Annotated in this window: 19 protein-coding genes and 1 riboswitch; of the genes, 2 read left to right on the forward strand and 17 right to left on the reverse strand. The window is 67.1% G+C overall.

Annotation, left to right across the window (positions count from 1 at the left end; genetic code table 11):
• Window positions 1–98 precede the first annotated feature (98 nt).
• The 8 genes from HW466_RS24495 to HW466_RS24530 all read right to left on the reverse strand — a co-directional run bounded on the left by HW466_RS24495 (window position 99) and on the right by HW466_RS24530 (window position 6,702).
• Entirely contained in the window at window positions 99–1,064 is a 966-nt protein-coding gene (locus tag HW466_RS24495; protein WP_059799574.1) for an MlaA family lipoprotein, read from the reverse strand.
• 32 nt (window positions 1,065–1,096) lie between these two features.
• A complete protein-coding gene (gene mlaD, locus HW466_RS24500; RefSeq protein ID WP_060348872.1) occupies window positions 1,097–1,666 on the reverse strand; it encodes an outer membrane lipid asymmetry maintenance protein MlaD in 570 nt (189 codons plus the stop codon).
• Between the two features lie 24 nt (window positions 1,667–1,690).
• On the reverse strand, window positions 1,691–2,458 hold the full coding sequence (mlaE, locus tag HW466_RS24505; RefSeq protein ID WP_059449820.1) for a lipid asymmetry maintenance ABC transporter permease subunit MlaE: 768 nt from the start codon (window positions 2,456–2,458) through the stop codon (window positions 1,691–1,693).
• On the reverse strand, window positions 2,455–3,276 hold the full coding sequence (locus tag HW466_RS24510; protein ID WP_151006834.1) for an ABC transporter ATP-binding protein: 822 nt from the start codon (window positions 3,274–3,276) through the stop codon (window positions 2,455–2,457). Before HW466_RS24510 ends, mlaE begins: the two co-directional genes overlap by 4 nt.
• 84 nt (window positions 3,277–3,360) lie before the next feature.
• The gene (gene thiE / locus HW466_RS24515) at window positions 3,361–4,485 is read right to left on the reverse strand and encodes a thiamine phosphate synthase (protein WP_174905651.1); all 1,125 of its coding nucleotides are present in this window, start codon (window positions 4,483–4,485) and stop codon (window positions 3,361–3,363) included.
• Complete coding sequence (locus HW466_RS24520; RefSeq protein ID WP_151007234.1) at window positions 4,482–5,297, reverse strand: thiazole synthase; 816 nt, start codon at window positions 5,295–5,297, stop codon at window positions 4,482–4,484. The genes thiE and HW466_RS24520 overlap by 4 nt, the downstream gene beginning before the upstream one ends.
• Before the next feature lie 38 nt (window positions 5,298–5,335).
• Entirely contained in the window at window positions 5,336–5,533 is a 198-nt protein-coding gene (gene thiS, locus HW466_RS24525; protein ID WP_174905652.1) for a sulfur carrier protein ThiS, read from the reverse strand.
• A 32-nt stretch (window positions 5,534–5,565) separates the two neighbouring features.
• A complete protein-coding gene (locus HW466_RS24530; protein ID WP_174905653.1) occupies window positions 5,566–6,702 on the reverse strand; it encodes an FAD-dependent oxidoreductase in 1,137 nt (378 codons plus the stop codon).
• A gap of 233 nt (window positions 6,703–6,935) precedes the next feature.
• Window positions 6,936–7,059, reverse strand: a riboswitch (TPP riboswitch).
• A gap of 268 nt (window positions 7,060–7,327) precedes the next feature.
• Here HW466_RS24530 and HW466_RS24535 point away from each other — a divergent pair.
• On the forward strand, window positions 7,328–9,097 hold the full coding sequence (locus tag HW466_RS24535; protein WP_151006720.1) for an ABC transporter ATP-binding protein/permease: 1,770 nt from the start codon (window positions 7,328–7,330) through the stop codon (window positions 9,095–9,097).
• A 68-nt stretch (window positions 9,098–9,165) separates the two neighbouring features.
• Here the strand turns inward: HW466_RS24535 and thpR are convergent, their stop codons facing one another.
• The 5 genes from thpR to HW466_RS24560 form a co-directional block, all read right to left on the reverse strand.
• The gene (gene thpR, locus HW466_RS24540) at window positions 9,166–9,714 is read right to left on the reverse strand and encodes an RNA 2',3'-cyclic phosphodiesterase (RefSeq protein WP_060348873.1); all 549 of its coding nucleotides are present in this window, start codon (window positions 9,712–9,714) and stop codon (window positions 9,166–9,168) included.
• Window positions 9,711–11,201: an alanine/glycine:cation symporter family protein gene (locus tag HW466_RS24545; protein WP_059449826.1), complete on the reverse strand. Its 1,491-nt coding sequence runs from the start codon at window positions 11,199–11,201 to the stop codon at window positions 9,711–9,713. Before HW466_RS24545 ends, thpR begins: the two co-directional genes overlap by 4 nt.
• Before the next feature lie 291 nt (window positions 11,202–11,492).
• Window positions 11,493–12,959, reverse strand: a complete 1,467-nt coding sequence (locus HW466_RS24550; RefSeq protein ID WP_059449827.1) for a glutamate synthase subunit beta — start codon at window positions 12,957–12,959, stop codon at window positions 11,493–11,495.
• A gap of 85 nt (window positions 12,960–13,044) precedes the next feature.
• Complete coding sequence (locus tag HW466_RS24555) at window positions 13,045–17,748, reverse strand: glutamate synthase-related protein (RefSeq protein WP_059846673.1); 4,704 nt, start codon at window positions 17,746–17,748, stop codon at window positions 13,045–13,047.
• A gap of 289 nt (window positions 17,749–18,037) precedes the next feature.
• A complete protein-coding gene (locus HW466_RS24560; RefSeq protein WP_059449829.1) occupies window positions 18,038–18,751 on the reverse strand; it encodes a transposase in 714 nt (237 codons plus the stop codon).
• 193 nt (window positions 18,752–18,944) lie between these two features.
• On the opposite strand from HW466_RS24560, the gene HW466_RS24565 reads away from it, so the two are divergent.
• Window positions 18,945–19,676, forward strand: a complete 732-nt coding sequence (locus HW466_RS24565; RefSeq protein WP_059449830.1) for an OmpW/AlkL family protein — start codon at window positions 18,945–18,947, stop codon at window positions 19,674–19,676.
• A 162-nt stretch (window positions 19,677–19,838) separates the two neighbouring features.
• On the opposite strand, the gene ugpQ is transcribed toward HW466_RS24565, so the two are convergent.
• From ugpQ to ugpA, 4 genes are read right to left on the reverse strand one after another with little or no spacing between them, the layout of a single operon-like run.
• The gene (gene ugpQ / locus HW466_RS24570; RefSeq protein ID WP_059543772.1) at window positions 19,839–20,603 is read right to left on the reverse strand and encodes a glycerophosphodiester phosphodiesterase; all 765 of its coding nucleotides are present in this window, start codon (window positions 20,601–20,603) and stop codon (window positions 19,839–19,841) included.
• A 28-nt stretch (window positions 20,604–20,631) separates the two neighbouring features.
• Entirely contained in the window at window positions 20,632–21,717 is a 1,086-nt protein-coding gene (locus HW466_RS24575) for a sn-glycerol-3-phosphate import ATP-binding protein UgpC (protein WP_059504625.1), read from the reverse strand.
• A gap of 32 nt (window positions 21,718–21,749) precedes the next feature.
• Window positions 21,750–22,595, reverse strand: coding sequence for a sn-glycerol-3-phosphate ABC transporter permease UgpE (gene ugpE, locus HW466_RS24580; RefSeq protein WP_059449833.1), 846 nt, complete (start codon window positions 22,593–22,595; stop codon window positions 21,750–21,752).
• A complete protein-coding gene (gene ugpA / locus HW466_RS24585; RefSeq protein ID WP_059449834.1) occupies window positions 22,592–23,476 on the reverse strand; it encodes a sn-glycerol-3-phosphate ABC transporter permease UgpA in 885 nt (294 codons plus the stop codon). Before ugpA ends, ugpE begins: the two co-directional genes overlap by 4 nt.
• Between the last annotated feature and the right edge of the window lie 90 nt (window positions 23,477–23,566).

Genomic DNA, 23,566 nt, shown 5'->3' on the forward strand with positions numbered 1-23,566 from the left:
CATGAAGAGTCGATGCGAAGGTTGGAGCCGGTAGCTTACGCGCAAGTTCGCGTGCGCTACCGACTGAATCGTTTCCGGCTGTAACGAATGTAAGTCGGTCAGTGCAGCTTGATGCTAGGGAAACGAATCCCGCCCGGTGCGGGCGGCGTCATCTGCATTGCCGGCACGTTCGTCGCGCTGGCCGGGTTCGGTGCTTCGGCGCCGCCCGATGCCGGCGCAGCAACGGCCGCGCCCGATGCACCGGCCGGTGCCGTCGCGCCGCCGACCGCCGCCGCGCCTGCCGTTCCGGCCGCGCCGGCTGCCGCCGGTGCCGCGCCGTCGTCCGGCAGGTCGTACTTCGGCAGCGCATCGTTGTTCGACGCCGTCGACGCCTCGCCGCGCGCGTTGTCGATCAGCATCTGGCGGCGCTGCAGGTAGGCGTTGCGCACGAACGAATACTTGTCGAGCGCCGCGGCATCCAGCACGTCGCCGGCGCCGAGCAGATTCGCGCGCGTATTGACGAGGTTCACGCCGAACAGGCCCCAGCTCAGGCCGTCCGGCTTCACGTACGTGAGCGGATTGCCCACGTAGTCGACACCGAGGCCGGCCGTGTCGCGCAGCGTGCTCGGGCCGAGCAGCGGCAGCACCAGATACGGGCCCGACGGCATGCCGTAGCGGCCCATCGTGATCCCGAAGTCGGCCGTGTGCTTCGGCAGTTTCGCGATCGTCGCGACGTCGAACAGGCCGCCGACGCCGAACACCGTGTTGATCACCACGCGCATGATGTCGCCGACACCGTCCGCGATTCGCAGCTGCACGATGTTGTTCGCGGCGATGTAGACGTCGCCGATGTTCGAGAAGAAGTTGGTCACGCTGTCGCGCACCGGCTGCGGCACCACGTACTGGTAGCCCTTCGCGACCGGCTTCAGCGCGTACGTGTCGACCGTGTCGTTGAACTTGTACATCGTCCGGTTGAAGCCTTCGAGCGGATCGCCCTTGGTCGGCGTCTGCACGGTCGCGCAACCGCTCAACGCGGCGACTGCCGCCACCGCGAGCGCGGCGTGCCTGATGCGGATCGTCTGCATGGTCATTACCCTCTTGTCTTTCTCTCGTGTGGTTATTGGGCCGCCGAACCGGACACCGCGGACGCCGGCACCGCCACCGGAGCCGGTGCGGCGGGTGCGCCCGGCGCCGCGGATGCGCCGCCTGCAGGCTTCGCGCCGCCCGCGTCGGCCGCCTTGCTGTACAGGAACTGGCCGATCAGGTTCTCGAGCACGATCGCCGACTGCGTCATCGTGATCGTATCGCCGGCCTTCAGCATTTCGGTGTCGCCGCCCGGATCGAGGCCGATGTACTGCTCGCCGAGCAGGCCGGACGTCAGGATCTTCGCCGACGAATCCTTCGGGAACTGGTACTGGCCGTCGACGTCGATCGTGACGACCGCCTGGTACGTGTTCGTGTCGAAGCCGATCGACTTCACGCGGCCGACCACGACGCCCGCGCTCTTCACGGCGGCGCGCGGCTTGAGCCCGCCGATGTTGTCGAACTTCATCCTCACCGAGTAGGTCGGCTGAAACGACAGCGAACTCATGTTGCCGACCTTGAGCGCCAGGAACAGCACCGCAAGGAAGCCCACCACCACGAACAGGCCGACCCAGAAGTCGAGAGCAGTCTTTTTCATCTTCATCCCAAAATTTGGCTTGGCTGAGGCTTAGCTGAACATCAGCGCGGTCAGCAGGAAATCGAGGCCGAGTACGGCGAGCGACGCGAACACGACCGTCTTGGTCGTCGCGCGCGACACGCCCTCGGGCGTGGGCTTCGCTTCATACCCTTGAAACAGTGCAATGAAGGTCACGGCGAACCCGAACACGATGCTCTTGATCACGCCGTTGCCGACGTCGGCCCACACCTCGACCCCGCCCTGCATCTGCGACCAGAACGCGCCCGGATCGACGCCGATCAGCACGACCCCGACGAAATATCCGCCGAGCACGCCGACCGCGTTGAAGATCGCCGCGAGCAGCGGCATCGCGATGATGCCGGCCCACAGGCGCGGCGCGATCACCGTCTTGATCGGGTCGACGGCCATCATTTCGAGTGCGGTGAGCTGCTCGCCCGCCTTCATCAGGCCGATCTCGGCCGTGAGCGACGTGCCGGCGCGTCCCGCGAACAGCAGCGCGGTCACGACCGGGCCGAGCTCGCGCACCAGCGACAGCGCGACCAGCAGGCCGAGCGCCTGCTCGGACCCGTAGCGATTCAGCGTGTAATAGCCCTGCAGGCCGAGCACGAAGCCGACGAACAGGCCCGACACGGCAATGATCACGAACGAATAGTTGCCGAGGAAGTGGATCTGTTTCGTGACGAGCCGCGGCCGGCGCAGCAGCGGGAAGAATTCCAGCACGAGGCGCACGAACAGCCGCGTGCCGTAGCCCGCGCGCTCGAGGCCGCCGATGACGTAACGTCCGATCGCGCTGATCATGCGCGCCCTCCGCCGAGCCCGAAATCCGCAGCCAGCGGCGGGCTCGTGTAATGAAATTTGAACGGGCCGTCCGGCGCGCCGTCGATGAACTGGCGCACGCTCGGGTCGGTCGACGCGCGCAGCTCGTCGGGCGTACCCTGCGCGAGCACGCCGCCATTGGCCAGAAAATACACGTAATCGGCGATCGCGAACGATTCCGGCACGTCGTGCGTGACGAGGATCGACGTCGCGCCGAGCGCCTCGTTCAGCGTGCGGATCAGGTTTGCCGTGATGCCGAGCGAGATCGGATCGAGGCCCGCGAACGGTTCGTCGTACATGATGAGCTGCGGATCGAGCGCGATCGCGCGTGCAAGCGCGATCCGGCGTGCCATCCCGCCGGACACCTCGGACGGCATCAGGTCGCGCGCGCCGCGCAGGCCCACCGCGTTGAGCTTCATCAGCACCAGGTCGCGGATCAGGTCTTCCGGCAGGTCGGTGTGTTCGCGCAGCGCGAACGCGACGTTCTCGAACACCGACATGTCGGTAAACAGCGCGCCGAACTGGAACAGCATGCCCATCTTGCGGCGCAGCGCGTACAGGCCGTCGCGCGTCTGCGCGCCGACGTCGGCGCCGTCGAACAGCACCTGGCCGCGCCGCGCGCGCACCAGGCCGCCGATCAGACGCAGCACGGTCGTCTTGCCGCAACCCGACCCGCCCATGACGGCGACGACCTGGCCGCGCCCGAAGCACATGTTCAGGTTCGACAGGACGAGGCGGTCGCCGTAGCCAAAGTCGACGTCGCGAAGTTCCAGCAGTGTGTCGGTAGGAGTGGGGCTCACGGAGCTGACAGTCCTTTTACGCAGAACGCCGAATTATAGGGCCTGCATTGGAATGATGTCGTGACGCCGTTTCGAACCCCGCGGTCAACGATTGTCAAATTGTCGGGCAAAGCATTGCTGCAACGCAACAATCGCTGCCCGATAATCGTCTGCGCCCGTGACCGCGCTGACCACCGCGACACTGCCGACGCCCGTCGCCAGCACGTCCGGCAGCGCGTCGAGCCCGACGCCGCCGATCGCGACGAGCGGCGCCCGCGCGCCCGCGAAGCGCGCATAGCGGGCAATTCGCGCGAGGCCCTGGGGCGGCGCCGCGACGGCCTTGGTCGCGGTCGCGTACACGGGGCCGAGCGCAAGATAGCTCGGCCGCTCGTGCAACGCGCGCAACATCTCGTAATAACCGTGACTCGACAGGCCGAGCCGCAATCCGGCGCGCGCGATCGCGGCCAGATCCGCCGTTTCCAGATCCTCCTGACCGAGATGTACGCCGTACGCACCCTCTTCGATCGCGATCTGCCAGTGATCGTTGATGAACACGCGTGCATCGTGATATCGGCGCCCTGCGGCGACCGCGCGCGCGATTTCCCGGCGCAACGCATCCGGGGTCGCGCCTTTCACGCGCAGCTGCACGGTTCGCGCGCCGCACTCGAGCACGCGTTCGACCCATTCGGCGTCGGGGACGACCGGATAGAGGCCCAGTTGCGCGGGGCACGGCGGGAATGCGGGTTCGGGCGCGGCCGGCAGGCCCGCGATGCGCGGGAACCGCGCGGCCTCCACCGGCCACGCGTCGGTACCGCGCGCTTCATCGCCGTCCCGCCACGCGAGCGCGAGCACCAGCGCGTCGATCGGCTCGAAACCGCAATCGAGGAACGCCGCCAGCGCCGCGATCCAGTCGTCGGCGAGCGGATGCGCGGCCTCCAGCGCGTAGCGCACGCCCGCGGCATGCAGCGCAGCGCCGTGCTCGTCGAACTCGATCGCGACCGCGTCCGGCGACGCAGGGCGCGATGCCGCCGACGCGCGCGCCTGCGCGGCACGATCGCCGGCCGACACGATCAGCACGTCGCCGGCGGCCGGTACGTCGGGCGCCGCGACGCACAGGCGCCACGCCGCGGTGCCGGTCGGCCAGTCGCCCAGGCGTGCGCGAATCCGCTCGGCCGCTTCGGCCAGTTCGTCGGCCGGCGGCCAGAATGCATCGGCGAAGCGCGCGCTCATGCGCCGCCCCCGTCCTGGTGCCAGAACGGCATTCCAACGACCGGCGTGCTCGCATGCGCGGTCTCGCGCGCATCCATCGGCCCGGCGAGATAAGCCGCACGGCCGGCCTCGACGCCCTGCGCGAACGCACGCGCCATGATTTCCGGATGCGTGGCCTGCGACACGGCGGTGTTCAGCAGCACGCCGTCGAATCCCCATTCCATCACCTGGCACGCGTGCGACGGTACGCCGAGCCCGGCGTCGACGATCAACGGCACGTCCGGCAGCCGCTCGCGCAGCACGCGCAGCCCGTACGGATTCACGACGCCCTTGCCGGTGCCGATCGGCGCGCCCCAGGGCATCAGCGCCTCGCAACCGACATCGAGCAGGCGCCGGCCGATCACGAGATCCTCGGTGCAGTACGGCAGCACCTTGAAACCATCCTTGACCAGTTGCGCGGCCGCCTCGATCAGTCCGACCGGGTCGGGCTGCAGCGTGTAATCGTCGCCGATCAGCTCGAGCTTGATCCAGTCGGTGTCGAACACCTCGCGGGCCATGTGCGCGGTCGTCACCGCCTCGGCAACGGTCTGGCAGCCGGCCGTGTTCGGCAGCAGCGGCACCGCGTGACGCTTGAGCAGGTCGAAAAAGCCGGCCTCGGCGGTGCCGCCGTTCATCTGGCGGCGCAGCGCGACCGTCACCATGCCGGGGCGCGACGCGGCGATCGAATCGGACAGCGACTGCAGCGACGGGTAACGCGACGTGCCGAGCAGCACGCGGCTTGCGAAGGTTTCGCCGTACAGCGTCAGCGCGTCGGCGGAAGTGAGGGACGTCATGTCGTTTTCCTGGAAGAGCGGAGGCGAAGCGGCGGCGCTCAGCCGCCCGCGACGGGGTGCACGACGTCGAGCTTGTCGCCCGCCGCGAGTGCGCGCGCCGCATGCTGCGTGCGCGCGACGAAGTTGCCGTTCAGCGCGACCGCGTACGGCGGACGCGCGCCGTACGCGGCGAGCGCGTCGGCCACCGTCGCGCCGTCGGGCAGCGTCAGCGTGTGTTGATTGATCTGGATATCCATGAGACTCGATCGAATTCGGTGGGCAGCGCGCGTCAGGCCGGCTGGCGCGCGTCGTCGCGGTGATGAAGGAGCGTCGGCCAGCGCGCGGCATCGCGCCACGCGGCGAACGCGTCGGCATCGGCGAACGCGCCGCCGAGCGTGGCTTGCGCGAACGCTGCCGCCGCATGCGCGACTTCCGGCGCGATCATGAAGCCGTGCCGGTACAGGCCGTTGACGGCCAGCGTCGTCGCGCCGTCCCAGATCACCGCCGGGCGATGATCGGGCAGCGTCGGGCGGCATTGCGCATTCAGTTCGAGAATGCGCGCCTCGCCGAACGCGGGATGCACGGAAAACGCCGCGCTCAACAGTTCGAGCGCCGAGCGCACGCTGACGGGCGACATGTCCTCGCCCTCCACTTCGGTCGCGCCGATCACGTACAGGTCGTCCTGTTTCGGCGCGATGTAGAGGGGATAACGCGGATGCAGCAACCGCACGGGCCGCGTGAGCCCGATGCCCGGTGCGCGCACGCGCGCGACTTCGCCGCGGATGCCGCGCAGCGCGGGCAGCACCGATTTCGCGCCGAGCCCGCGGCAATCGATCGTGAAATGCGCGTCGGGCCGGTTCGCGTCGTCGATCGTCGCGTGCCAGTACAGTTCGACGCCGCGTTGCGCAAGGCCCGCCGCGAGTGCACGCAGCGCCTGGCGATTGTCGAGCTGCCCTTCGCGCGGCAGCATCAGGCCGCGCGCGAAACGCCCCGCGAGCGCGGGCTCGGCCGCGTCGACCTGCGCGCCGGCCAATGCGACGAAGCCACCGTCGAACAGCTCGGCCGGCGCGTTCGCGCGCACGCGACGCTCGAACAGCGGCGCCTCGGCGCGATCCGCGTGATGCCAGACGACGAGCGTGCCGTGCTGCTGGAAGAACACCGGTTCGGGCAGTTCCGCGAGCCATTGCGGCCAGCGCGCGAGCGATGCGGCGCCGAGTTCGGTGATCAGCAGCTCGGCGCTCGCCGCCTCGGCCAGCGGCGCGAGCATCGCGGCCGCGACCCACGCGGCCGACCGCTCGCCATCCGGGCCGCCGCGCTCGTAGAGCGCGACGCGATGCCCGTCGCCCGCGAGCCGCCAGGCGATCAAGCGGCCGACGAGGCCGCCGCCGAGTACCGCGAAATCCGGCCGGCAAGCGTGAAGGTTCATCGCGCGCCCTCCCGCCGAGCCGCGCGTGCGCGTGCGACGCACGTCGACGCGCACGCGGCGCGCCGTGCGGATGCACGCGACAGCGAATCGGGAACAGCGCAAAAGACTGAAGATTGAGCGGTCATCATTCCTTCCGTAACGCGCAGCGCGCGTACCCAAAGGACGAAACCGGCAGCAAAGGCCGGCCGGGCGGAACTCGGGCGCTGGCCATGTGGGATGGCGGCCGGCGCGGCCCGGCGGGATCAGAAACTTCCCTCGCCGGTATTACCCGGATCGGGTGCGAAGGGTCTTTCTCAGCCTCGCCGCGTCGCCCGGAACTGTCCGTCGGCCGCGCTCGAAGCACCCCTGTTTCGTCGTCGGCCATTAGACCATAAAAGCGGAAAGCGCCGCAAACTGTCCCCCTGCGGCAAATTCGCCGTCGCGCCGCGCCGCTCTGGCACAATGCCCGCAGGCCGGCCGCGCGAGCGGCCGGTTGCCGCGTCACCGCCGGCCTTAAGTGCCGTTTAAGACGCGCGGGCCACCATCCGGACGCCCGCCGTCAGTCGGCACCTCGTCCCGGCATGCCGTATCGCGGCGCGCGTCCGGCTCCGCCCGGCCCGCGCGCCGGCAACTCATCAGGAAGCACATGACCCAATCGATCGATCCCGTCCGCTCCGCCCCCGACGCGCCGCAGGACGAGCGCCCGGTATCCGCATGGAGCCTCATCAAGCCCTACTGGGTGTCGTCCGAATGGAAAATCGCGTGGGGGCTGCTGATCACGATCATCGCGATCAATCTCTGCGTGGTCTGGATCAACGTGAAGCTGAACAAGTGGAACGTGGGGTTCTACAACGCGCTGCAATCGAAGAACGTTCACGATTTCCCCGACCTGTTGATGCAGTTCTCGGGATTCGCGTTCGCGTTCATCATCCTCGCCGTGTACGGCCGTTACCTGCGCCAGATGCTCGGGTTCCGCTGGCGCCAGTGGCTCACCGAGCGCTTCCTCGGCCAATGGCTCGGCGATCGCGCGTTCTACCGGATCGAGCGCGACCGCCTCGCCGACAACCCCGATCAGCGGATCACCGACGACCTCCAGTCGTTCGCGACGACGACGCTCACGTTGTCGCTCGACCTGCTGTCGACGGTCGTCACGCTCGTGTCGTTCATCACGATCCTGTGGTCGCTCGCGGGCGCGCTGACGATTACGCTGGGTGCTACGCCTGTCGCGATCCCCGGGTACATGGTCTGGGCGGCCGCACTATATGCGGTGGTCGGTTCGCTGCTCATCCAGAAGGTCGGTCACCCGCTCGTGTCGATCAACTACCAGCAACAGCGCGTCGAGGCCGACTTCCGCTTCGGCCTGATCCGCGTGCGCGAGAACGCCGAGCAGATCGCGTTCTACGACGGCGAGAAAACCGAGATCGGCACCGCGCAGGCGCTGTTCATGCGCATTCGCGACAACTGGTGGCGCGTGATGAAGTACACGAAGCGCCTCACGTTCGTGCTCAGCTTCTACGGGCAGATCGCGATCATCTTCCCGCTCGTCGTCGCGGCGCCGCGCTATTTCGCGGGCGCGTTCTCGTTCGGCGTGCTGATGCAGATTGCGTCCGCGTTCGGCACCGTCAGCGACTCGTTCTCGTGGTTCATCAACAGTTACTCGACCCTCGTCGAATGGCGCGCGACCGTCAACCGTCTGCGTGAATTCAAGCGCGTGATGGGCACGTCGCACCTGAAGGAAAGCCTGTCGCCCGCGACCGAGCACGGCGGCATCAACCTGCACTACGTCGATGCCGCGAAGCTGTCGACGTCGTCGCTGAAACTCGCGCTGCCGAACGGCGACGCGCTCGCCAACATCGGCAACGTGACGATCGAGCCCGGCTCGCGCTGGCTGGTGATCGGCAAGTCCGGCTCCGGCAAGAGCACGTTCATGCGCGCGCTCGCGGGCCTGTGGCCGTTCGGCGACGGCGCGATCGACGCGCCGGTCGGCGCACGGATGATGTTCGTGCCGCAAACCAGCTATTTGCCGATCGGCACGCTGAAGGCCGCGCTCACCTACCCGGCCACGCCCGACGCGTTCACCGACGACGCGTGCCGCGACGCGCTGCGTGCGTGCCGCCTCGAAGACTACGTCGGGCGCCTCGACGAGACCGGCCACTGGACGCGCGTGCTGTCGCCGGGCGAACAGCAGCGTCTGGCCGGCGCGCGCGTGCTGCTGCACAAGCCGGACTTCCTGTTCCTCGACGAAGCGACCAGCGCGCTCGATGCCGACAACGAAGCGCGCCTCTATCACCTGTTCGCCGAACGGCTGCCGAAGGCCGCGATCGTCAGCATCGCGCATCGCGAATCGCTTGCCGCGTTCCACGTCGGCACGATCAACGTCGAACGTGTGAACGACAGCGACAAGGTCGCCGCGTAACCGCCAAGCAAAAGGCCGGCGCATACCGCGCCGGCCTTCTTCTCTTCCTCGTCGCTCCCGCCTTCCCGCTACGCCGGCCCGACCGGCACCGACACGATCGGCACATGCGACACGCCGTCGTGCGACAGCCGGCTTTCGAACAACGTCAGCGCGACGAAACGCAGCGCAACCGGCCGCCCCGTCGCGCCGCCGTGCGCGGGCTGCCCGTCCGCGTCGCGCGGCAGCCGCGCGAGCGTGACGTGCGGCCTGAACGGCCGGCGCTCGGCCGGCACGCCCAGTTCGCACAGCAGCGCGGACAAATCGGCATTCAGCGCCGCGCAGGCGGGATCGGGCGCGAGTTCCGCGACGATCAGTCTCGCGCGCGGCAGGCTCGGCCACCACGCAATGCGCTCGACCGGCTGCAACGGCAGCGCATGCGCGGCCGCGAGCGCCGGCAGGCGCGCGGCCAGCGCATCGCAACGCGCGCGTTCGATTGCACCGATGAACGCGAGCGTCACGTGCAGTTGCGCGGGCAGCGTGCGCCGCGCGCCTCGGGTGACCGGCAACGCGTGCAGCGCGTCGCGCGATGCCGCATCGGGCATCAGCGCGACGAACGCACGGAGCCGGTCGCCGTTCATGACTCGCGCACCGTCACGCGCGCTTCGGCCACCGCATCGACCGACGCCGGACGCTGCGGCAACGGGCCGTGCTCGCCCCACACGTCGGCCGGCAGCACGCGCGCGAGCTCGGGAATCGTGTTGCGCGTAAACACCGGATCGGCAATGCCCTGCGCGCGCTGCTGGCGGTAGTCGCGCCACGCGGCATGCGCATACTTGCCGAGTGCGAGAATCGCGACCAGGTTGATGATCGCCATCAGGCCCATGCTCGTATCGGCCATCGCCCACACGAGCGGCAGTTGCCCGACGCTGCCGAACATCACCATGCCGAGCACCGCGATGCGGAACAGCGGCAGCACGCCGCGCCGCTTCGTGATGAAGTCGACGTTGCCTTCCGCGTACGCGTAATTGCCGATCACCGACGAGTACGCGAAGAAGAAGATCGCGACGGCCATGTAGATGCCGCCCCAGTCGCCGACGTGGCTCGCGATCGCGCGCTGCGTGAGCGCCGCGCCTTCCATGCCGGTGCCGAGCTCGTACTGGCCCGACAGCAGGATCACGAACGCGGTCGCGCTGCAGATCACGATCGTGTCGACGAACACGCCGAGCATCTGGATCAGCCCCTGCACGACCGGATGCCGCACGCTCGCGGTCGCGGCCGCGTTCGGTGCGCTGCCCATGCCGGCCTCGTTCGAGAACAACCCGCGCTTCACGCCCATCGACACTGCCTGACTGATCGCGTAGCCGGTCAGGCCGCCTGCCGCCTGCTCGAGCCCGAACGCGCTCTTCACGATCAGCGCGAGCACTTCCGGCACCAGCGCGACGTGCGTCGCGACCGCATAGACGGCCAGCGCGAGATAGCCGATCGCCATCACCGGCACGATCACCTGGGCGACCGACGCGATGCGGCGAATCCCGCCGAAGATGAGCGGCGCGGTGAGCAGCACGAGGCCGAGGCCGACCGATTCGCGGCTCCAGCCGAACGACGTGTTGAACGCGTCGGCGATCGCATTGGCCTGCACTGCGTTGAACACGAAGCCGAACGCGAGGATCAGCGACAGCGAGAACAGCACGCCGAAGCCGCGCGAGCGCAGGCCCGTCTGGATGTAGTACGCGGGGCCGCCGCGATAGCTGCCGTCCGGATGCGAAACCTTGAAGATCTGCGCGAGCGTCGCCTCGACGAACGCCGACGACATCCCGACGAGCGCCGTCATCCACATCCAGAAGATCGCGCCCGGCCCGCCGACCGTCAGCGCGACCGCGACACCGGCGATGTTGCCGGTGCCCACGCGGCTCGCGAGCCCGGTCGCGAACGCCTGGAACGACGAGATGCTGCCCGGTTCGCCCTTGCTGCCGACCAGCTTGATGCTGAGAAACAGCGCCTTCAGTTGGATCATCCGGAACCGCAACGTGAACCACGCGCCGGCGCCGAGCAGCAGCGCGATCAGCACGTAATTCCACAGCACGCCGTTGACGGCGTCGATCAGCCCATGCACGAATGCTTCCATTCAGAGTCCTTGTAAAAGGGGTCATATACACGGCCGCAGAACACGGCCGGGGGCGACATGATATGACAGTTTTCAAGGATTATTACAAAATGAAAGTTTAGAGATAACGCAATATCGGCGCCCGATGCGATCAGGTTAGGCGATGCTGAATGAAGATGCGGATGCTCATCGACACGAGCGGGCGCCGAAGGCGTGCAGCGAGGTCGGCCATTCGCGGCGCTCGCCGCATAAAAAAACCGGGCGCCCTTTCGGACGCCCGGCTTTCTTCGAAATCCGCTCGCGCGCTTTTGCTTAGCGCGGCAGTTCCGAATGCCCCATCAGGTACGCGTCGACCGAGCGCGCGCACTGGCGGCCTTCGCGGATCGCCCAGACGACGAGCGACTGGCCGCGGCGCATGTCGCCCGCCGCGAACACCTTGTCGACCGACGTGTAGTACGAGCGGTCGCCTTCGGTCGCCGCGCGCGCGTTGCCGCGTGCATCCTTCGCGACGCCGAACGCCTCGAGCACGGGGGCTGCCGGCTGTGTGAAGCCCATCGCGAGCAGCACCAGATCGGCCTTCATCTCGAACTCGGAGCCCGGCACTTCCTGCATCTTGCCGTCCTTCCACTCGACGCGCACCGCGATCAGCTTCTCGACCTTGCCGTTCTTGCCTTCGAGACGCTTCGTCGCGACCGCCCAGTCACGCTGGCAGCCTTCCTCGTGCGACGACGACGTGCGCAGCTTGATCGGCCAGTACGGCCACACGAGCGGCTTGTTTTCCTCTTCGGGCGGCTGCGGCAGCAGCTCGAACTGCGTGACCTGCTTCGCGCCGTGACGGTTCGACGTGCCGACGCAGTCCGAACCCGTATCGCCGCCGCCGATCACGATCACGTGCTTGCCCTTCGCGACGAGCTGGTCGACGAGCTTGTCGCCCGCGTTCACCCGGTTCTGCTGCGGCAGGAAGTCCATCGCGAAATGCACGCCGGCGAGCTCGCGGCCCGGTACCGGCAGGTCGCGCGGCGTTTCCGAGCCGCCCGCGATCACGACCGCGTCGAATTCTTCCTTCAGCGTCTCCGGCGAAATGGTTTCCTTCGCGAGATTGCCGATCGACTCGGGCAGCGGATCCTTGCCGATGAACACGCTGGTGCGGAAGGTCACGCCTTCCGCTTCCATCTGGCGCATGCGGCGGTCGATCAGCCACTTCTCGAGCTTGAAATCGGGGATCCCGTAACGCAGCAGGCCGCCGATGCGATCGTTCTTCTCGAACACCGTCACGTCGTGGCCGGCGCGCGCAAGTTGCTGCGCGGCCGCGAGGCCCGCCGGGCCCGAACCGACGATCGCGACCTTCTTGCCCGTCTTGTGCTCGGCCGGCAGCGGCTTCACCCAGCCTTCCGCCCAGGCCTTGTCGATGATCGCGTGCTCGATCGACTTGATGCCGACCGGATCGTTGTTGATCCCGAGCGTGCAGGCTGCCTCGCACGGCGCCGGGCAGATGCGGCCCGTGAACTCCGGAAAGTTGTTGGTCGAATGCAGGACTTCGATCGCCTGCTGCCAGTCCTGGCGGTAAACGAGATCGTTGAAGTCCGGGATGATGTTGTTGACCGGGCAGCCGTTGTTGCAGAACGGGATGCCGCAGTCCATGCAGCGCGCGCCCTGGACCTTCGCGTCCGCGTCGGTCAGCGCCGCGACGAATTCCTTGTAGTGCTTCACGCGCGTGAGCGGTGCTTCGTACGCCTCGTGGCGGCGTTCGAACTCCAGAAAACCGGTTGCCTTGCCCATAAGGTGCTCTTCTGTTCGGTGTATCGGGTGGGGGAGCCGCGCGCGGCAATGATCCGCGCGCGGCATTCGCTATGTCGTTCGTCGCTCAGGCGGCCAGCACTTCCTTCGCCGCCTTCTTCGCACCGATCTCGCCCAGCGCGCGCTTGTATTCGTGCGGGAACACCTTCACGAACTGGCGCCGCGCCGCGTCCCAGTTTTCCAGCAGCGACTTCGCGCGCGGCGAACCCGTGAACTGGAAATGACGCTCGACGAGCCCCTTGAGCAACGCTTCGTCCGTCGTGCCCTCATGCCAGAGCGCGCGGTCGACCGTGCGCTCCTGCTCGGCCTGCTGCAGCACCGGCTCGAGCGCGACCATCGACTTGTTGCACTTCGCCGCGAACGTGCCTTCCGGATCGTAGATGTACGCGAGGCCACCCGACATGCCGGCCGCGAAGTTGCGCCCGGTTTCGCCGAGCACGACGACCGTGCCGCCCGTCATGTATTCGCAACCGTGGTCGCCCGTGCCCTCGACGACGGCCGTCGCGCCCGAGTTGCGCACGCAGAAGCGCTCGCCGGCGACGCCGCGGAAGAACGATTCGCCTTCGATCGCGCCATACATCACCGTGTTGCCGCAGATGATGTTTTCCTCGGACTTGCCGCGGAAGTCGTTGGTCGGACGGATGATGATCCGGCCGCCCGACAGGCCCTTGCCGACGTAGTCGTTGCCGTCGCCGACGAGGTCGAGCGTCACGCCCTTCGCGAGGAATGCGCCGAAGCTCTGGCCGGCCGTGCCCTTCAGCTGGATGTGCACCGCGTCGTCGGCCAGGCCGTCGTGGCCGTGCTTCTTCGCGATCACGCCCGACAGCATCGCGCCGACCGTGCGGTTCACGTTGCGCACCGGCTGGATGAACGACACATGCTCGCCGTTCTCGATCGCGGCCTTCGCCTTCTCGATCAGCACGTGGTCGAGCGCGCGCTCGAGGCCGTGATCCTGCACGTCGACATGACGCCGTGCGACGTCCTCGCATTCTTCCGGCTGGTAGAACACGCGCGAGAAGTCGAGGCCCTTCGCCTTCCAGTGCTCGATGCCCTTGCGCGTATCGAGCAGGTCGGCGCGGCCGATCAGGTCGTCGAACTTCGCGATGCCGAGCTGCGCCATGATCTCGCGCACTTCCTCGGCGACGAAGAAGAAGTAGTTCACGACGTGCTCGGGCTGGCCCTTGAACTTCGCACGCAGCACCGGATCCTGCGTCGCGACGCCGACCGGGCACGTGTTCAGGTGGCACTTGCGCATCATGATGCAGCCTTCGACGACGAGCGGCGCCGTCGCGAAGCCGAATTCGTCCGCGCCGAGCAGCGCGCCGATCACGACGTCGCGGCCCGTCTTCATCTGGCCGTCGGCCTGCACGCGGATGCGGCCGCGCAGGCGGTTCAGCACCAGCGTCTGCTGCGTTTCGGCAAGGCCGAGCTCCCACGGCGTGCCCGCGTGCTTCACCGACGACAGCGGCGATGCGCCCGTGCCGCCGTCGTGGCCGGCGATCACGACGTGATCGGCCTTCGCCTTCGCGACACCGGCCGCGACCGTGCCGACGCCTACTTCCGACACCAGCTTCACCGAGATGCTCGCGCTCGGGTTCACGTTCTTCAGGTCGTGGATCAGTTGCGCCAGATCCTCGATCGAGTAGATGTCGTGGTGCGGCGGCGGCGAGATCAGGCCGACGCCCGGCACCGAGTAACGCAGCTTGCCGATGTATTCCGACACCTTGTGGCCCGGCAGCTGGCCGCCTTCGCCGGGCTTCGCGCCCTGCGCCATCTTGATCTGGATCTGGTCGGCCGATGCCAGGTACTCGGCGGTGACGCCGAAGCGGCCCGACGCGACCTGCTTGATCTTCGAGCGCAGCGAATCGCCGTCCTTCAGCGCAATGTCGCTGACGATCTCGTCGCCGATCACCGACTTCAGCGTCTCGCCCGACTTGATCGGAATGCCGCGCAGTTCGTTGCGGTAGCGCTTCTCGTCCTCGCCGCCTTCGCCGGTGTTCGACTTGCCGCCGATCCGGTTCATCGCGATCGCGAGCGTCGCGTGTGCTTCGGTGCTGATCGAACCGAGCGACATCGCGCCCGTCGCAAAGCGCTTGACGATCTCCTTGGCCGGCTCGACGTCGTCGATCGGGATCGCCTTGGTCGGCTCGACCTTGAACTCGAACAGGCCGCGGAACGTCATGTGACGCTTGGTCTGGTCGTTGATCAGGTGCGCGTATTCCTTGTACGTCTGGTAAGAGTTGCTGCGCGTCGCGTGCTGGAGCTTCGCGATCGAATCCGGCGTCCACATGTGATCTTCGCCGCGCACGCGGTACGCGTACTCGCCGCCGGCGTCGAGCATGTCGCGCAGGATCGGGTTGTCGCCGAACGCGTCGCGGTGCAGGCGGATCGCCTCTTCCGCGACTTCGAACAGGCCGATGCCGCCGACCTTCGACGCCGTGCCCTTGAAGTACTTCTCGACGAGGTCGCTCGACAGGCCGAGCGCTTCGAAGATCTGCGCGCCCGTGTACGACATGTACGTCGAGATGCCCATCTTCGACATCACCTTCTGCAGGCCCTTGCCGACCGCCTTCGTGAAGTTGTAGACGGCCTTCTCCGGCGACAGGTCGCCCGGCAGGCCTTCCGCCATCTTCGCGAGCGTTTCCATCGCGAGGTACGGGTGCACGGCTTCCGCGCCATAGCCCGCGAGCAGCGCGAAGTGGTGCGTCTCACGTGCCGAGCCCGTCTCGACGACGAGGCCCGTGCTCGTGCGCAGCCCTTGCTGGACGAGGTGCGTGTGGATCGCCGACGTGGCGAGCAGCGCCGGAATCGCGACGTGCTCGGCGTCGGTCTTGCGGTCCGACACGATCAGGATGTTGTAGCCGGACTTCACCGCGTCGACGGCTTCCGCGCACAGCGACGCGAGGCGTGCCTCGATGCCTTCCTTGCCCCAGGCCACCGGATAGCAGATGTTCAGCTCGTATGCGCTGAACTTGCCGCCCGTGTACTGGTCGATCGCGCGGATCTTCGCGATGTCCTTGAAGTCGAGCACCGGCTGCGACACTTCGAGACGCATCGGCGGGTTGATGTTGTTCGTGTCGAGCAGGTTCGGCTTCGGGCCGATGAACGACACGAGCGACATGACCATGTTCTCGCGGATCGGGTCGATCGGCGGGTTCGTGACCTGCGCGAACAGCTGCTTGAAGTAGTGATAGAGCGTCTTGTTCTTGTTCGACATCACCGCGAGCGGCGAGTCGTTGCCCATCGAGCCGACGGCTTCCTCGCCCTGCTGCGCCATCGGCGCCATCAGGAACTTCAGGTCTTCCTGCGTGTAGCCGAACGCCTGCTGGCGGTCGAGCAGCGCGGCGCCCTGCGTGCGGCCGGCCGCGACGTCCTCGGCCTTCGGCTCGATCTCGTCGAGCTTGATGCGCACGGCGTCGATCCAGCTCTTGTACGGCTTCGCGTTCGCGAGGTTGTCCTTGAGCTCCTTGTCGTCGATGATGCGGCCGTGTTCCATGTCGATCAGGAACATCTTGCCCGGCTGCAGACGCCACTTCTTGACGATCTTCGACTCGGGGATCGGCAGCGTGCCGGCTTCCGACGCCATGATCACGAGGTCGTCGTCGGTCACGATGTAACGCGCCGGGCGCAGGCCGTTGCGGTCGAGCGTCGCGCCGATCTGGCGGCCGTCGGTGAACGCAATCGCGGCGGGGCCGTCCCACGGCTCCATCATCGCGGCGTGGTATTCGTAGAACGCGCGGCGGTTCTCGTCCATCAGCGTGTGCTGTTCCCACGCTTCCGGGATCATCATCATCACCGCGTGCACGAGCGGATAGCCGGCCATCACCAGCAGTTCGAGACAGTTGTCGAACGACGCGGTGTCGGACTGGCCCGGATAGATCAGCGGCCACAGCTTCGGCAGGTCGTCGCCCAGCACGTGCGACGCGATCGCGCCGGTGCGCGCGTTCAGCCAGTTCACGTTGCCCTTCACGGTGTTGATCTCGCCGTTGTGCGCGATCATCCGGTACGGGTGAGCCAGTTCCCATGCCGGGAACGTGTTGGTCGAGAAGCGCTGGTGCACGAGCGCGAGCGCCGACACGACGCGCTCGTCCTGCAGGTCGCGGTAGTACACGCCGACCTGGCCCGCCAGCAGCAGCCCCTTGTAGACGACCGTGCGCGCCGACATCGACGGCACGAAGTATTCCTTGCCGTGCTTGAGCTTGAGCGCCTGGATGCGGTGGCTCGCGGTCTTGCGGATCACGTACAGCTTCCGCTCGAGCGCATCGGTCACCATGATGTCCTTGCCGCGGCCGATGAAGATCTGGCGGATCAGCGGCTCGCTCGCCTTGACCGTCGGCGAGATCGGCATCGCATGGTCGACCGGCACGTCGCGCCAGCCGAGCACGACCTGCCCCTCCGCCCGCACCGTGCGCTCGAGCTCCTGCTCGCACGCGAGACGCGACGCGTTCTCCTTCGGCAGGAAGATCATGCCGACCCCGTATTCGCCGGCCGGCGGCAGCGTCACGCCCTGCTTCGACATTTCCTCGCGATAGAACGCGTCCGGAATCTGGATCAGGATGCCGGCGCCGTCGCCCATCAGCGGATCGGCACCGACCGCGCCGCGGTGATCGAGGTTCTCGAGGATCTTCAGACCCTGCTGAATGATCTCGTGGCTCTTCTTGCCCTTGATGTGAGCGACGAAGCCGACGCCGCAGGCGTCGTGTTCGTTTTGCGGGTCGTACAGACCTTGTGCGGCGGGCACCGCGGCGAGCGGCTGCTGGTGGTCGTTCATGGGGACACCGTCGTAAAGGGGCCGCGAGGGCCGTTGAACCATTTTCTTGTTGCCGTCGATCCCGCTCCCGACGGGAGACGGCACGGCCGACAGTGGTTGGGCAAGCTTCACCCGGGCCACCGGAATTCGGAATATACGCGACGAATCAAAGGAATAGCAACAAAAACCGCTTGATCGAACCCCAATTAAACGCATGCGCTGATGTGGTGCTGTTTTATTGGGGACGTATCGTTTTGGTGCAAAAAGAAGCGGCGCCCGCAGCGCCGCCTCTCCATCCGCCTGTCCCGCGTTACTGCTGCGCGGGCGGCGTGTTTTCACGCACCTTTCTGGGGCGTCCGCGCGGCAGCGGCGACACGCGGCGGTTCGCGGTGCGCGCCGCCCATTCGCGATAATTCTCGCCGCCGAGCACCCAGCCCTTCAGCGTCGCCTGCTGGAGCTGGTCGGCCTGCCGCTCGTCGAGCGGCTGCTCGCAGAGCTCCTTGTACGCGCGCTGACGATCGAACGGCGTATTGCCGAGCGCCCAGTAGAGCGGATGGTCGGTGATCAGGCTGTCGACGGTGAGCCCGACGTGGTGCCGGTAGCTCGACCAGCGATACGCGTCGGGCGTCGCGACGAGCTGAGAGCGCACCGGGCTCATCTCGACCACGCGGCTCGCGAGCAGGAAATAGCGCTCGCCTTCGATCACCGTCGCGCGATAGCGGCCTTCCCACAAGGTGCCGCGCCGCGAGTAACGCCGGTTGAAATGCGCGACGTACCGACGGCCGACTGCCTGCATCGCCTTCGGCAGGCTCGCCTCGTCGCTCGGCGTCACGAGAAGTTGCACCTGGCGCGGCAGCAGCACGTAGGCATGCACCGACAGGTGATGATCGCGTGCGGCGGCCTTCAGGCAATCGATGAAGAGTTCGTAGTCCTGGTCGTCGACGAACGCGGGTTGCTGATCCAGGCCGCGCAGTATCACGTGCTGCGGCTGGTCGGGAACGTAGAGTCGTGCTAACCGTGCCATGCTGAATGTCCGTTTGAACGCGTTAGGAAATACCCGAAGGTCCGAAATTGCGCACCTGCGTAGAATGCCTGTCCTGGCGGGGCGCGGAAGCGTACGGTCGTGCGAATCCTAGGGTGAAAACTCTAACTTACGAGCTTGTTTGGTTTTAAACGCAGTCGTCATAATGAGCACGCCTTAGATCGGAGGAGACACAATGAAACGAAAACTGGCCATTACGGGGGCCGCAGCGCTCGCATTCACGTTTGCGGGCGGTCCGGCACACGCACAATCCGCAGGTGATTTCTACGTCAGCACCGGCTGGTTCCACCTTTCGCCGCAGGACAGCAGCGACCCGCTGTTCGTCTACGGCGTAGGCGGCACGCCCATCAATCAATCGATTCCCAACACCGGCGCCGGTATCAATGACGCCGATACGCTTGGGCTCGCAGCGGGCTACTTCGTCACCGACCATATCTCCACCGAGCTCGTTATGGGGATACCGCCGAAGTTCGACATTACCGGCAAGGGTCAGTTCTCCAGCTTCGGCGTGCTCGGCCGTGCGTACCAGTGGAGCCCGGCCCTGCTGCTGCGCTACCACTTCAACGATGCCAACGCGAAATTCCGCCCGTATGTCGGCATCGGCGCCACGTACGTCTGGTTCACGGGTGCGAAGATCACGAACAGCGCCTTCGAGAACGGCGTGCTCGGCGGCCCGACCAGCGCGCAGACGAGCAACCAGTGGGCGCCCGTCTTCAACGCCGGCTTCACGTACAACTTCACCAAGCACTGGTTCGGCGGCCTGTCGATTTCCTACATCCCGGTCAGCGTGACCGCGACCTTCACGACGGCCCGCCGCACGCCGGTCGGCACGCTGACGGAAACGTCGAAGGCGCACATCTCGCTGAACCCGATCGTGACGTACCTGAACGTCGGCTATCGCTTCTAAGCGTAGTCGAATATTTGGGGAATGGTTAATCCTGCTGCAATTTGTAGCGGATTTTTCGTGACGTAACGTCTCCGCGATGCAAAACGCCCCGGCGGAAACCCGCCGGGGCGTCGTTTTTTTGTCTCAGGGTCTTCCCGCCCCCGCCGTCGCGCGGGGGCAGCGTTAAGCGATGTCGTCCAGTGCATCGGGGCCAATCAGGTCGATGCGGTCCGTGCACACCGCATCGACGCCCCAGCGCACGAGTTCGCGCGCCCGGGCGAGGTCGTTGACCGTGTAGACCAGGATGCGCAGCCCGGCCGCCTTGATCGCGCGCACGAGCGGTTCGTCGAGTGCCTTGTGGTTTGCATGCAACGACACGCAGCCGAGCGCGCTGACGGCCTGCGCATGCCAGTCGTCCGGCACCGCCTCGTACAGCATTCCGCGCGGCAGCGCCGGAGCGCTGGCGCGCGCCTGTTGCAGTGCGTCGAACGAAAACGACGACAGCAGCGGCGGCACGGCCGCGTCGTGCCAGTACGCTGCCGCATCGGCCGCCACCCGCTGCCCCGTGTCGCGCTCGCGGCCCGGGCACGGCTTGATCTCGACGTTCGCCGCCAGCCCGTGCGCGATGCAGCGCGCCGCCGCCGCCTCGAGCGTCGGCATCCGCTCGCCCGCGAAACGCGCGTCGAACCACGCGCCGGCATCGAGCGCGGCGAGTGCCGCATAGCGCATGCCCGCCGCCGGCCCGCTGCCGTTCGACGTGCGCTCGACCGTGTCGTCGTGCAGCAGGAAGCTCACGTCGTCGGCGGACAGCTTCGCGTCGAATTCGACCATCCGGTGACCGCGCCGCGCGCCTTCGTCGAACGCGGCGAGCGTGTTCTCCGGCGCGAGCGTGCCGCCGCCGCGATGGGCGACGACGCGCGGATAGGGCCAGTCGGTACGGGAACTCATCGTCAGCCTCTCAGCGGGTTTGTCAGGATCAGCCGGCGCGCTTGCCGGTCTCGGGATCGAAGAAATGCAGCCGATGCGCGGGCAGCGCGGCGGCCAGCGCCGTGCCGCGCGCGGGGCGATCCGCGTGCGGCAGGCGCACCGCGACGTCGTGGTTGCCCCAGCGGCCGTGCGCGAGGTTGTCCGCGCCGAGCAGCTCGCACGAGTCGACCGGCAGCGTCGCCTGCGCGACACCCGGCTGCGGCGTCATGTGCTCCGGCCGCACGCCGAGCACCCAGTCGCGCCCCGTGGCGATCGCGCTGCCGATGCCGGGCGCGCCGGCAACCGGCAGCGCCGGGCCGCCGCCCGCGACCGTGAACGTCGCGCCGTCCTCGGACAGCCGGCCGTGCAGCAGGTTCATCGCCGGCGAGCCGATGAAGCCCGCGACGAATACCGTCGCCGGCTTCTCGTACACGTCGACCGGCGCACCGATCTGCTCCGCATAGCCGCGGTTCATCACGATCACGCGCTGGGCGAGCGTCATCGCCTCGATCTGGTCGTGCGTCACGTACACGCTGGTGGTTGCGAGCCGCGCGTGCAGCCGCTGGATCTCCAGGCGCATCTGCACGCGCAACTTCGCGTCGAGGTTCGACAGCGGCTCGTCGAACAGGAACACCGACGGCTCGCGCACGATCGCACGCCCCATCGCGACACGCTGCCGCTGGCCGCCCGACAACTCACGCGGCCGCCGCGCGAGCAGCGGCTCGAGCTCGAGGATCTTCGCGGCCGCGGCCACGCGTGCGTCGATCGTCGCGCGCTCGATGCCGCGGATCTTCAGCCCGTAGCCCATGTTCTGCGCGACCGTCATGTGCGGATACAGCGCGTAGTTCTGGAACACCATCGCGATGTCGCGATCCTTCGGCTCAAGCGCATTGACCACGCGCTCGCCGATCGCGATCTCACCGTCCGTCACGGTCTCGAGTCCCGCAATCATCCGCAACAGCGTCGACTTGCCGCAGCCCGACGGGCCGACCAGCACGATGAATTCGCCGTCGGCGATCTCCACGTCGATGCCGTGCAGCACATGCTGCTTGCCGTCGTAGGATTTCCTGACGCCCTTCAAGCTCAGCGCAGCCATACTTGGTCCTTCTCCCGGTTGCCGTCCGTGGTTCATTTCTCGGAATCGACGAGGCCGCGCACGAACCAGCGCTGCATCGCCAGCACGACGACGAGCGGCGGAATCATCGCCAGCAGCGTCGCCGCCATTACGTATTGCCACTCGGTCGCGGCGTCGCCGCTCGCGATCATCGTCTTGATGCCCACCACCGCCGTCGACAGCGACGCCTCCGTCGTGATCAGGATCGGCCACAGATACTGGTTCCAGCCGTAGATGAACGTGATCACGAACAGCGCCGCGATGCTCGTCTTCGACAGCGGCAGCACCACATCCCGGAAAAAGCGCAGCGGCCCCGCGCCGTCGATGCGCGCGGCGTCCATCAGCTCGTCGGGCAGCGTCATGAAAAACTGGCGGAACAGGAACGTCGCGGTCGCCGATGCGATCAGCGGCAGCGAGAGTCCCGCGTAGCTGTTCGTCAGATGCAGTGTCGACACGACCTGCACGGTCGGGAAGATCCGCACCTCGACCGGCAGCATCAGCGTGACGAAGATCAGCCAGAACGCCGTGTTGCGGAACGGGAAGCGGAAATAGACGATCGCGTACGCCGACAGGATCGACACCGCGATCTTGCCGACCGCGATCGCGAGCGCCATCACGAAACTGTTGACGAGCAGCCGGCCGAACGGTGCCGTCGTGCCGCCGCTGCCGTGCCCCCAGATGTAAGCGATGTTCTCCAGCAGGTGTGTGCTCGGCACCAGCGACAACGGGATCGTGAACACTTCCTGCGCGTTCATGGTCGCCGCGCAGAACGCGACGTACACGGGGAACACGATCAGCACGACGCCCGCGATCAGCACCGCGTGGCAGAACAGGTCGAAGCCCTTGCGATTTTCGATCATGCGTATTGCACCCTGCGTTCGACGAAGCGGAACTGGATCACCGTCAGGCCGACGACGATGATCATCAGCACGACCGACTGCGCGCCCGAACTGCCGATGTCGAGGCCCTGGAAACCTTCCGTGAAGATCTTGTAGATCAGCGTTTTCGTGCTCTGCGCGGGGCCGCCGGCAGTGGCCGCGTCGATCACCGGGAACGTGTCGAAGAACGCATAGACGAGGTTCACGACCAGCAGGAAGAAGCTGGTCGGCGACAGCAGCGGCAGCACGATGTTGAAGAAGCGCCGCACCGGCCCTGCCCCGTCGATCGCCGCCGCCTCGATCAGCGACCGGGGAATCGCCTGCAGGCCCGCGTAGAAGAACAGGAAGTTGTAGCTCACCTGCTTCCACACCGACGCAAGCACGACGAGGAACATTGCCTGGCCGCCGTTCAGCGCGTGATTCCACACGATGCCGCCCTTCGCGAGCGCATAGGTGACGAGGCCGATGCTGGGATTGAACAGGAACGCCCACAACACGGCCGCGATCGTCGGCGCGACGGCGTACGGCCAGATCAGCAGCGTGCGGTACACGCGCGCGCCGCGGATCACGCGGTCGGCGCATGCGGCGAGCAGCAGCGACACGACGAGCCCGCTGACCGTCACGAGCGAGCTGAAGACCAGCGTCGTGCGGAACGAATCGAGGTACAGCGGATCGGCGAACAGGTGCGTGAAGTTCGCGAAGCCGACGAATTCACTCGACGTGCCGAATGCATCCTGCATCTGCGTCGACTGCCACAGCGCGACGCCGGCCGGCCACAGGAAGAATACGGCGGTGATGGCGAGCTGCGGCGCGATCAGCAGGTACGGCAGCAGGCTCGTGCCGAAACGGGAACGGGATTGCATCGCGGGCATCCGGTCAGGCGAAACGGGAAAGGAACCGCGCCGCCGGCCGCCCGCTCGCAGATGCGACGCGGCGGCCGGCGACACGAACGC

This window comes from Burkholderia territorii, assembly GCF_902833055.1.
GTDB lineage: Bacteria > Pseudomonadota > Gammaproteobacteria > Burkholderiales > Burkholderiaceae > Burkholderia > Burkholderia territorii.